Origin of the sequence: endosymbiont of Lamellibrachia barhami, from assembly GCF_011947365.2 — a bacterium.
Lineage (GTDB): Bacteria > Pseudomonadota > Gammaproteobacteria > Chromatiales > Chromatiaceae > QGON01.
The window spans coordinates 1,216,578-1,228,488 of record NZ_JAAVSH020000001.1 but is presented as its reverse complement, the minus strand read 5'-3'; the positions used below and the strand labels follow the sequence as shown (position 1 = coordinate 1,228,488).

Sequence of the window (11,911 nt, the reverse complement as noted above, 5' to 3'; positions counted from 1 at the left end):
TTTGTTGTACTTCGTTCAGTTACGTAATTGCTCTCGTGAGCCCGGCCTGACGGATCACCAGTCCAGGGGTACCACCCACCGCATTGGCTTTGTGTCCGGCAATCACCATCGAGACCGGCTCAGCAACACCGAAGTTGGTCACATTGATAGTGATGGTGTCGCCCTCATTCACGATCAGGGTCGGCGCCGGATATTGTGGCAGGCTGTAACCGTTACCACCCGGATGGCTGGCATTGGCCCCTCCATTCATGTCTCCGAAGCCCCACATATACATGCTGGAGCCATCTGGCAGATTCATGTTGAAGGGAAAGGCATAGAGATTAAAGGTAGTACCCCCCTGAGGTTTGATTCCCCGAATGTCGTGACCCGCAGCCATGGCCTGGGACACGATCGTCGTCATCACCATACCCAGCAGTAGCATGCTGAGCAGGCGGACGGTTTTTTGTCTTGTCTTTATCATTTTGCTTATCTCCTTTGATCGTCTTCCGGCTTGACGCTATTGCACGACAATCTCAGTCATCATTCCGCCGTCCAACTGGGTCACGTTGCTCAACTGATGCAGTTCTGCGGCATGAAGAAAGTAGGTGCCCGGCGCCACGCCAGTGGTATCAACCAACACATCGTGGGTCTCACCACCACCGAAGTTGACCGAGGCAACCTCGCGGTAGAGGTTCTTATCTCCCGCTGCGTTACGCATATGCCGCGCACCGGTACCGACAATCTTCATCGTCAATCCGGGTGCGGTCAGGGTATAGAAGCGGTCGAGACCCACATTGGAGAGCCGTAGCAGCAGGGTCTGACCTGCGGTTACGGTCGCGTTGGAGGACACTAACTGAACCGGTGTATCATTGTTGAGTGTCTCACCTGGATTACCGGTAACCTTACCCGCAGGATGAATCTCACCATCCGGGCCGACTATCGAGTTCCAGTTATCCGTTGGTGGCGGCATAATCCCAGGATTTATCGTATCGGGGTAACCGCGGCCGTTGATCTGCGGATAGTCGCCCTCGATCGCTGCAAAGGGCAGCGGCTGTACAAAGAGACTGGCATCGTGGAACTCGCTGTCGAAAGCAGACACCTGGAGCGGCTGTTCAACGTCCCAGGCGGTGGTACCATCGCCGTCATTGTAGGTATAACCCGTGGGCGCACCCGGATCGGTACCGCCCTTACGTGTAGCCACCGCGCAGGAACCATCGGGACATCCCGTCACATCCTGAACAGGATGTACATAGAGATTGGCCAACATGCCCATCTTCATGTGCTCGGTTGCCTCCACATGACAGTGATAGATATAGGTGCCAGGCTCCACCACGTTATAGTAGTAGGTCAACGTGGCGCCCATATTGACGGAGACCGATACCTCCGGTACCCCATCAAACACCGTCGCAGCATTGGGAAAGCCATGAAAGTGGATGGTATGGCTATCAAACAGGTCGGGGCGAATCACCGTACCAACATTGGTCAACGAGAGATAGAACTCGTCATTCTGCTCAAGTTCTACGGTGGGACCAGGCCACTCCGCATCGAGGATACCCTCCTTGATCACTTCCGATGGCGGGGTACCAGTCTGATCACCATAACCAAAGATATAAAGAGGATTGTCATCCGACATTACGGCAAAGCTGTCACCAGCGATCAGATGCATACACTTGATGTTCTCGGAGGGTTGGACCTCCCCCTCGTCCCATACAGCGTTTCCGTTATCGTCCCCAGGACACTGTACGAATACCGCTGCGTTAACTGTTCCCACGCCACCTGACAAAGCCAACAATAGGGCCGCGGGCAGCAATTTTATTTTGAAGATTTTCATCGGCGTTACTCCTTATGAATATGTAACTGCCATTGTTATTTCGAATTGCTTTTTCACGTATCCGTGACCCTCATGCGAGGGCCACGGAAGCGTTAACTACTGCAGTTCGTCCGCACCTATATCGTTGTTTCCTCCATCTGGTCGAGGCTCATTGTCGAAGTCGAGCTCCAGTTGGAGCGGTACATTGGCACCGTTGTCGACACCCACCGACGCCGGGGTGATATGGTAGTCACCCGCAGATATCGTCAGTGGCCCGTAGCTCACCTGCAGCCAGTTGCCACCCTCATCGAAGGCACCTGCTACCTGGAGAACCGTCGTCTCCTGAAACACCAGGGTTTGGTCTCGGGCAATGTTGACATACCCCATCACGAAGGCAGGATCACCCATGACATTGGTGGTGGCATAACCCGCGGTATCGGTCAGCAGTGAGTTCTTAGGCTCCAACTGCAGATCGAGACGGGTAACCAGACCATCGAGCACTCCCAGATCAACGCTGTAGAGATCCACGTTGGCCACGTCGCAACCAGCTCCCCCTGCTGCAGGATCAGCGCAGGATGCGGGGAAGATTCCGAAGTTCGTCAGCGGGGTTGCTACAGGATCCTGGTTCAGCCAGTAGAACGAGCGGTTGTGATGGACGATGTTGTTTTTCAACTTGGCGTCTGAAAAGGTGAGCCAATCACTGGTTGCACCACCGGGAAGTACCAGCGGGTCCACATGGCCGCTCATCACATTGGCCAACTCCGTGCTGTGGATCCGCGAAACGATACCTGCCGGCATCGGAACGGACTCATTGACGTTTCCAGGCATGAAGCTCAGGATCGCCGCAGTCGCGGTGCTGTCGTTATTAGCAACAGTATTGGCACGAATGTCGGCCTTCAACACGTCCTGCAGTGAGATACCACCACCTGCAGCACCGGCCACGTTGTTGGCGATCATGTTGTTGTAGATCCGCACCTGACTCCACTTGCCTTTACGGTCTGGGAAGCGCGCCACATCATGACCGTTGACCAGGGCCACACCGATACCACCGCCGTCACCTGCACCAGCCAGGTTGCCGCGAATCCGGTTGGAATCCACAGTAACATTGCCGGTACCGGGGGTGAGAAGCTCACCGGTGAAGGTCTCAGGCACAAGTGCCGCCTGGCCGAGGATGGCGATGCCGCCACCAGTCCTGGGACCGGACTGGGCAAACGACTCATTGAAGAGAATATCGTTATCCTCGATCAAACCATTTTCAGAAAAACCCAGGTGGCCGATACCGCCGCCGTCACCCTGCGTGAAGTTGCCGCAGATCCAGTTCTTCTGGACTCGATAGTTATCGGCACCTGTATTCAGGGAGACACCGCCACCCGCGCCGCCAAACCCACCATTGGTAGAGATCTGGTTGTGGTGAACACGGATATCATCGTTGTGGGCATCATCGTAGACGAAGTCACCAATATCAGCATTGGCCAAACCTGTATAGGCTGGGTCGTTCACACTGACGATCTCGTGACTCAGTTGAGGATGGCCGATGCGGATTCCTCCACCGAAGAAACCAGAGTTGGCGGTGATCCGATTGTTGCTCACATCCATGAAACCGGCATGCCCGTTGACCACAATGGAACCACCGCTACTGGCGCCAACGATGGTGAAGCCATCGACGCGAGAGCCTTTATTGCGGTTATGGCAGAAGGCCAGCCTGTCAGTATCCTCCAGGCAAGTAGCCGAAGACGCCAGGCCGGCAACGAATATGCCTGCACCCTCACTGGTTGGGAAGACATTCTCCGCCAGTGCTGCGAATGGAAGGTTGGCAACGATCTGCCCAGGCAATGAATCGATAAAACCATTGTCGACCAAAGCCTTGGCCCGGGTGCGCCAATCGATGATCTTCTCGGTCGGCACCTGGCGGGCGTTGATAACCACGTCTCCAGCACCCCAACCCTGGAGTTTGACGGGCTTCCACATCATCACCATCTCGTCGTAGACACCAGGAGTGACCAGGATCAGATCCCCGCGGTTTGCTGCATCGATTGCATCCTGAATGGTGTTATGAACCAGCGGACCGGCTACAGCCAAGGGATCAACTGAGCGCACCTCATAGGCGTATTTGAGCCGCTTGGTGTAGTTGGTGCCAGCATCGGTCCATTTACCCAGGGTCCAGTTGTTGCGTGCACCCCAGCCCTCTTCGATACCAACCGTAAGGGTTACCCCGATAGGCGACTCAGTACCGTCCATACCGACCACAACAACCTGGTAGGCACCGAATGGGATTGCGACCAGTGGATCTGTCGCTGTGACATCGGCTTCGATCCGGTTTTGTCTCCAGAGGCCAACCGTCAGTTCGGTACGGATACCAGCGTCATCTTCCAGGAAGACTCTGCCCTGGCCTGCACCAAACCGGTAGTCACGCTCGATGTTTTTCGGAATGTTGCCAGTACCGTCCCAATCGGGATTTGGCACCAACATCCTGCCCATCGATTTGATGATGATCGTCTGATCCGCCAGTGCAAAGGGACCACCACCACCATCACCCAGATGCCGCCTGACCGACGCAACTGTCGGCGTGAGATCAGGACTCTTACAATCCAGCGGGAACTTGCCGGGGCCGGCGAATGCGGCTACAGGCAATACCGGCGTATCCAGGTAGGTCGTTGAACCTGGCATGTACTGGAAGGTGTAACAGAACTGGCTGTACTGGGGATCGAAGTAGGGATCAATCACCTCTGCAGGCACGTCGCCCGCAGTGATGGTCTGCCCTGGAACACCAGTGATATCACCGCTGACATCTACCGTACCGATGAGCGGATTCGGCACAGGTCCCGCATCGTTCATGCATGCGGTCAGCATATTGGGTGACATACCGCTGGGCTGCGGCAGATTGGCGCTGAAGGTGGAGGGAACCACCAGGTCATAGCGACCAAACTGATCGGCATAGACCCGATTAACCTGAGTGCCGTTCCAGTCGTAGAAAGCGACAGGCGTCCACGGCGGTGCAAACTTCTCGCCGAAGTTCGGTGCATTCGGATCGAACTCGTTGGCCAGGTCGTTGAGAATCATACCGGAGATGTTGGCCACGATCGGCACATCGGTGAACAGATGAAACTCGGTAGCCGCATTCTGACCGGATGAGAGCGCTATCTTCTTGCGATCGCAGAGCGGACGCGTCGTACCCGCAAACGGTGCCGGATCGTTCACTGCAGGATCGATCAGCATTGCCGTATCACCACTGCCATCCTTGGTCAGCATGGAGAAGTGAGGCGGTACCAGATGATCGTCACCCACGCAGGTAACTGCCAATGCCTGTTCAGAAGGCACGAACACATCGCCAAAGTCGACGTTGCGGTCCTCCTCCTTTACGAGCTTATAACCTGCAGGGGTATTCGCCTCCACGATATAGTCACCGGGCAGCATGCCTGTGAAGCCAACCGAGGCAACAGCCGGAGTGGCATAGAGATACCGTCATCTTCCAGTAGGAAGACCCCGCCCTGTCCTGCACCAAACCCGTAGTCACGCTCGATGTTTTTCGAATGTTGCCAGTACTGTCCCACCGGGATTTGGCACCAACATCCGCCCATCGATTTGATGATGATCGTCCGATCCGACAAGGGGACCACCACCACCATCACCCAGATGCCGCCCGACCGACGCAACCGTCGGCGTGAGATCAGGACTCTGTAATCCAAAGTGGAACTTGCCGGGGCTGGCGAATGCGGGCTACAGGCAATACCGGCGTATCTGGTGGTAGGTCGTTGAACCTGGGTATGTACTGGAAGGTGTAACAGAACTGGCTGTACTGGGGATCGAAGTAGGGATCGATCACCCTTGCAGGTACGTCGCCCGCAGTGATGGTCTGCCCGAGTACCAGTGATATCACTGCCGACAGATTCACCGTACCGATGAGCGGATTCGGCACAGGTCCCGCATCGTTCATGCATGCGGTCACATGTTATTGGGTGACATACTGCTGGGCTGCGGCAGATTGGCGCTGAAGGTGGAGGGAAACCACCAGGTCATATAGCGACCTCAAACTGATCGGCATAGACCCGATTAACCTGGAGCACCGTTCCAGCCGTAGAAAGCGACAGGCGTCCACGGCGGCGTAAACTTCGCCGAAGTTCGGTATCTTTCGATCGAACTCGTTGGCCAGATCGTTGAGAATCATACCGGAGATGTTGGCCGCGATCGGCACATCGGTGAACAGATGAAACTCGGTAGCCGCATTCTGACCGGAAGAGAGTGCTATCTTCTTGCGATCGCAGAGCGGACGCGTCGTACCCGCAAACGGTGCCGGATCGTTCACTGCAGGATCGATCAACATTGCCGTATCACCACTGCCATCCTTGGTCAGCATGGAGAAGTGTTGCGGTACCAGATGATCGTCGCCCACACAGGTGACTGCCAATGCCTGTTCAGAAGGCACGAACACTTCGCCAAAGTCGATGTTGCGATCCTCCTCCTTTACGAGCTTATAACCTGCAGGGGTATTCGCCTCCACGATATAGTCACCGGGCAGCATGCCTGTGAAGCCAACCGAGGCAACAGCCGGAGTGGCATAGAAGGCGTTGAGCTTGGTCTGGATTGCAACCGGCAAAGAGCCATTGTCATATCCTTCGAAGGCCCAACCACCGTCAAACACACCGGGACGGATCTGGTTAAAATTGCGCAGACCATCGTAGCAGTCGGGGGTCGTAGCGGTGGCCGGGTCTGCCGGGTCCGTAAAGAAAGTGAACGACTCACCCTGGCAACCTGTAGGCAGGCTGTCATCCCAACTGTCGGAGTAGCCCACATTGAGCGCATCGCCCAGGTCGAATGTGGAATTGCCATTCCGGTCGATGTCCTCGGGACCGGGGAAGTTACCCTGGGGATAGTTGTCTGCATCCGCCAGATCGACCAGGCCGTTCATATTAACGTCATCGATTACGTTGTCGTCTGCATCGAATACACCGTCGCCATTCCAGTCGATATCGCAAGAATCAGCAGGAAAATTATTCAACGGAAAACAGTCGATGTCGCCATCAGCGTAGAGGTTCAACTGAACCCGGGGAATACCGGGCTCCCAGGTCTCTACAGCGGTAAACCGGGGATCATTCTCAGCGCGGGTGACCGCGTAGTGCACCATACCGGAGATGCCGCCGTTTTCACCCACGAAAGTCGTGGTGAAGCCGTTCGCAATGCTCGGGAACTCAAAAGTTTTGTAGTCGGCCTTGCCGAACTGCATCACGCTGGTCTGACCCAGAAATTGCTGGAAGGCCTGGGTCAGCACTACACCCGTCTCGGTACGGGAAAGGTTGTTACCGGTATTCGGATTATTTTCTTCGCTCCCTGCAGGACAGGTACCGCTGACAGGATCATAGCTGACGCCGGCCGCACACTGTGTCTGTGGAGTGAGTTGATCGAAGGAGGGGTAGGTCCAGCCATTATCGGGCAGGACCGCACCACCGGCGTCGACCACGAAGGTGGCACCGGTCGCCTTCTTGTTGGTGAAACTCGCTTCAGCCACCAACCAGTGGAAGAAGGGGAAGACCGTATCGAAAGGCGCCTCGCCACCGTTGTCTGTGGGGAAGCTCTGATAGACGGTGCCGTCGCGCCAGCGGATGGTGACACTCTGACTCTCAGGGCCGATGCCCGCCTCATTCGCATCCCAGAAACCATCCTGATCGGAATCGCTGAAGACAGCGGTGTTCAGACGGCCAAACCAGTTGAAGACGGAGACATCACCAAAATTACAGGATAGACCACCGTTACAGGTACCACCGGTCGTATCGACAGAAAACGCCGTCTGGGCGAATACCACCGTCATATTGGCGTCCCATATCGCAAGCTGGTAGCTGCCCGGCGCGAGATTAGGAATCGCAAAGGTTGAATCCGCAGCACAGGGGGCAGCATAAAGACCTTTGCCCAAAGCGCCGTTAACCATGCTGTTCAAAGCCACCCAGCAGGCCGGAAAATCGCGCCCACTAAAAAAGGTGAAATTAGGCGGACGTGACATGTGCTGATCAGTCACCTTACCTATGATATTTGCGGTCTGTTCACCAGGTAGCGGCGGCTGCAGGGGTGGGAACCCACCCGCTTGCCCTATCACGTACTCACTGCTCGCCTTGGTAAAACCCACGAAGACATGCGGACCAGGCAGACCAAATTCAACGAACAGCGGCGGCTCGTTGGCCTTGACCCAGGCGTCGATAACCTTGGTGCCCTCAATGGTGGTGGTCTGCTGCCAATTGGATCCAGTTGGCGGAATCAGGATGGTGCCGTACTTGCCCGGCGCCAGATTCTTCACCGTGAGGAAGCCGTCCTGATCGGGGTGCATGGTACCGTCACCCAGCGTAGCCACCACAGGTGCGCCACCCGTCATGCAGACAAAGTTGGTCAGCGGATTGAGATCCGGGTTCCCGTTGATATCGCAGGTCCGATCATAGGTCGTACCCAACGGGTTAGCGAATGCATCCTGGATGAGCTGACCGCCATTTTGACCATACTTACCGGCTGGCTCTTCCAGGAAGAGCGAGAAGCCGCTCCAGTCCACATGGCCCGCATTCCCTAGCGGAGGATTAATCTCCTGGGGCAGATCGGGGTTGCCGTTGACCGGGTAGTGGTCGTGGAAAAGATAGAACGAAATCTGCGCGGTGGGAATCGGCTGCTGCTGAACCGTAACAGTGACGGTCTGCTGATCCGTGCCTGTGGCATCAATAGCGACTGAACCACCTGAGAGGCTGTGTCCGGAGAACGGAAGGACAGAGATATAATAGCTCTTATTGTCCTCAACATCCGCAACCACGGCCTGGGCGGTGTCAGTGTAACCGCTCAACCCCGCACCAGTCACCGAATTGATCGCTGGTGGATGGTTACTGCGATGAAAGCCCAGCGAGAGCATATCGCCAGTACTGACATCAGGCGTTACCGTGTAGGTTGTATCTTCCTGAATCAACCAACGGAAGCCATTCACAGGGGCTCCGTTTTGATCCTGCACATTTAGTGTGACTTGCCCTGAATGGGCCGCCGAAACGGCCAACATAGACAAGGCAATGGCGAAGTTAAAAACCCCTGTTTTGCCTTTTCTCATTTTTTTGTTCATAACTTTCACTCTCCGAGCTATGAAAGACCCTGAAAGCAGGATCATTCCCCACGCCGTAACGACGCATTTCCCGTAAAAAAAGAAATTTGTTTGACTACGATGGAAAATTTAGGCTGATCGAGTCCCGGTGGCTACCGGCAGAACTAAGAAATGACAGGCGGCGTAATGCCCCAGTTAAAAGCAGGAAAAAATGCAGGTGGTAGGCAGGTGAACCCCTACCCTGTTACTGGGGTATAGGCGGAAGGGAATACAGTCCTCCACTCCAAACCCCAATAAAAACAGGAGCTTTGAGTGGTAGGGTCGAATCGATAGAAGTGCGGGTATTGGCAAAAGTCCACTATTTCTATAACGGCAGGAGGGCTGAGAACTTTAACAAAAAAAACAGCGCCCAAAGAAAAACCCGCGTGCAAAGCAGCGCGGGTAAAGGGGATAGGTTTGGAGAAACTGTTTATTTATTACAGTTCATTTTCATGGCAGTGCGTACAGGTCACCGGCTCTCCTTTGGTGAGTGTGATCGACTTGCCCTCGTTGGACAGGGTGCGGTCTGTCGCTGCGCGGGCGAGTACCGTTCCCTCGCCGTTCACACCATGACAGGCACGGCAGGCATCGGGATTGTTCTCGGCCATGTCCTCATGTCCGCCATCAGAGAACGAAGTATCTCCAACCGGGTGCATGCCATGAGGACCTTCCAGAGTGTTGCCCAAATCACCCGTGTGGCAGGTGCTGCATTCAGAGATGGTGCCGGTGTGTCCCTGCAACTGAACGGCGGCGACATTGTCGTTGGCATCTGGATTCTTGTTCGGCCAGATACCATGAGTGGCGCCGTGGCAGGCTTCGCAGAAGATACCTTCGTGGCCGGTGCTGACCCGGTAAAGCATCGGGTTACCGATACGGGGATCATCAGGCCCAGACACTGCGGGATTGTTCGCCTCGATCACATTCTCAGCAAATCGCTTGTTGCTGGGAACAATCGGGGTGGCTTTGGTGTCGTCGCTGCGGAAGGCCTGGAACAGACGGATACCGTCCACATTCGCATCGGCATCAACATTGTTGACCACCGTGCCGGCAGCACCTGACAGACTATCCATGGCATCGCCGGTATGGCAGGAGCCGCAACCGGGTTCGTTGGCCCAGGGAACACGTGGCTGGTTTTTGCCTACAACATCTGCAGTCAGCTCCGGTGTCTTATAGAAACCACCACCCAACTCGAACTCACCCGGTGTAGCGGGAGAGACACCTCGGGTGAAGTCATTACCCACCTGTTCCATGTTGCCGTGGCAGTCCTGACAGAGCATGCCGCCATTGGACATGGCACCGCGCAGGCAGTCGGTGCGTCGGCCAGGGTGACACTGGTAACAGGTAGCTTCCAGGGCATCCCGGCGCTGTTGGAAGTTCTCGACTATGCCAAGATCGTTCTTGATGGCTGGCGGCATATCGGGGAACAGTTTGTCGCCGTTGGCATCGGTAACGCTACCATGGTGGCTGTGCATCACATTAGACATGGATTTGTGTTTGATCTGATCACGTCCGTTGGCCAGGGAATCCGATATGTGTACGCCGTTGAGTACGAGTGGTCCGTCATTCTCAGGTCCCAGCGGACCCAACTGTGCCAGATCAAGTGCCGGAGTGTAGTGGCAAGTTTGGCAGACCACCGGCTGGGAGTTCTCCAGGTCGGTGCCATGTTTCTGGTCATGCAGACGTACAAGGTTGAGATCTGCGGCATACTCCAGGCTGACATCCAGGGGGACTTCATCCAGTAGTGGATCGTCGAGCACTGTGACCGGTTCACCAACGAGATTTTTTGTGGCTTCACCGTTGCCGCCATCGACCTGCGCGTTGTGGCAGATGCCGCAATTGGCCTCACCGGAGATTGGAACAACCGTGTCGTTGGATGCCAGAACGGTTCCGCCTGCATCGATCGCCTGAACCCGAAGCAGTGGCCAGGGATTCTCACGGCCAAAATCATCATAGGCGGTCATAGGTATGCCTGGCGCTTCATACCAGTTCACCCCCTCCTTTACATAACCAAATTTAAACGCTGGGTTGGTAAAGAAGGGTTGATCTATCACAAAGGCTTCGAACAGCTCGGTGAGGTTGTCCGTATAAGGTGCATGGCGACCGGACATGGACTGTTGATCCGCAGTCAGGTTTCCGTCACCCAGATAGAGCTGCTCCACGTTCGGCATGGGCAGACCCAAATCCAGGATGTTGGCGCCTGGCGGATAGAAGGCCGGCAGGATCCCCGATGGGTAGAAGGCATCGTAAGCCGCTCGCGCGCCGTCCCAGAAGTTGGTTTTAAATACACTGCCATCAGGCAGCATGCTGGAAGATACAGGACCTGAACCGGCTGAGTTAATACCGCTAAGGATAGGATCAAACGGGTTTGAAGCTGCCGAATAGACCACACTAACGCCATCAGCAGGCAGCATGACCTTTGGGTCATTGCCTTGTTGGATAACTGTTGCATGCAGTACGTTGAAGGGAGGCAGAATACTGGATACACGGGTATCCAGGTCGCCACAGTGCATTCCCAGATCATTGATGGCGAAGATCTTGTAGCCAGCCTGATTGACCAAGGGCTGTTCGGCTACCGGAATGCCGGGAGTTCCATTCTGGCTGGTGGAGTTGATCGAGACCTCCGTCCCAACCGGTGGAGGTATCACAACAGGAGGAGGCGTTCCGCCACCAGTATCACCCGTATCGCAATCAGCGGGGGCGTGTTTGACGCGTTTCTCGGCAACCTTCCCATCTGATTGAACAGCCCGCACACTGCAGGGAACCACCGCCAGATCGTACTCTTTGAATTTCCATTCGTCGTCATCGATAGTCTTGCTGTTGATCACGGTCTGGTCGAATGCATACATCAGGGTGACTGTTTTGTCCTCCATGCCTTTGCCTTTTACCTTCAGGCGGGATTTTTCACTATCCCATTTGGCTTCCTCGATTTTGAATCTGTCACTACCTGCCGAGGAGATCCCCGGTAGTGAAATACACAAGACAACTCCGGCGCTAATTAGAACTCGCACGTAGTCAGTAAACATATT

6 protein-coding genes are annotated in these 11,911 nt (G+C 55.4%); all 6 read right to left on the bottom strand.

Annotation, left to right across the window (positions count from 1 at the left end; all coding sequences use genetic code 11):
- Positions 1-19 precede the first annotated feature (19 nt).
- The 6 genes from G9Q73_RS05565 to G9Q73_RS05540 all read right to left on the bottom strand — a co-directional run bounded on the left by G9Q73_RS05565 (position 20) and on the right by G9Q73_RS05540 (position 11,863).
- Complete coding sequence (locus G9Q73_RS05565) at positions 20-460, bottom strand: multicopper oxidase domain-containing protein (RefSeq protein WP_177418917.1); 441 nt, start codon at positions 458-460, stop codon at positions 20-22.
- A 36-nt stretch (positions 461-496) separates the two neighbouring features.
- On the bottom strand, positions 497-1,810 hold the full coding sequence (locus tag G9Q73_RS05560; RefSeq protein ID WP_177418916.1) for a multicopper oxidase domain-containing protein: 1,314 nt from the start codon (positions 1,808-1,810) through the stop codon (positions 497-499).
- Between the two features lie 96 nt (positions 1,811-1,906).
- The gene (locus G9Q73_RS05555; RefSeq protein ID WP_177418915.1) at positions 1,907-5,203 is read right to left on the bottom strand and encodes a hypothetical protein; all 3,297 of its coding nucleotides are present in this window, start codon (positions 5,201-5,203) and stop codon (positions 1,907-1,909) included.
- Between the two features lie 253 nt (positions 5,204-5,456).
- Positions 5,457-5,723 carry a hypothetical protein gene (locus tag G9Q73_RS05550; RefSeq protein ID WP_177418914.1) on the bottom strand — a complete coding sequence of 89 codons (267 nt, stop codon included), beginning with the start codon at positions 5,721-5,723 and terminating at the stop codon, positions 5,457-5,459.
- Between the two features lie 15 nt (positions 5,724-5,738).
- Positions 5,739-8,867: a hypothetical protein gene (locus tag G9Q73_RS05545; protein ID WP_177418913.1), complete on the bottom strand. Its 3,129-nt coding sequence runs from the start codon at positions 8,865-8,867 to the stop codon at positions 5,739-5,741.
- 455 nt (positions 8,868-9,322) lie between these two features.
- A complete protein-coding gene (locus G9Q73_RS05540; protein WP_246345047.1) occupies positions 9,323-11,863 on the bottom strand; it encodes a cytochrome C in 2,541 nt (846 codons plus the stop codon).
- Positions 11,864-11,911 lie beyond the last annotated feature (48 nt).

Excerpts from the sequence above, each read along its gene's own strand:
- G9Q73_RS05565 (WP_177418917.1), bottom strand. The coding sequence starts at position 460 with ATGATAAAGACAAGACAAAAAACCGTCCGCCTGCTCAGCATGCTACTG.
- G9Q73_RS05560 (WP_177418916.1), bottom strand. The coding sequence starts at position 1,810 with ATGAAAATCTTCAAAATAAAATTGCTGCCCGCGGCCCTATTGTTGGCT.
- G9Q73_RS05555 (WP_177418915.1), bottom strand. The coding sequence starts at position 5,203 with ATGCTGCCCGGTGACTATATCGTGGAGGCGAATACCCCTGCAGGTTAT.
- G9Q73_RS05550 (WP_177418914.1), bottom strand. The coding sequence starts at position 5,723 with ATGAACGATGCGGGACCTGTGCCGAATCCGCTCATCGGTACGGTGAAT.
- G9Q73_RS05545 (WP_177418913.1), bottom strand. The coding sequence starts at position 8,867 with ATGAACAAAAAAATGAGAAAAGGCAAAACAGGGGTTTTTAACTTCGCC.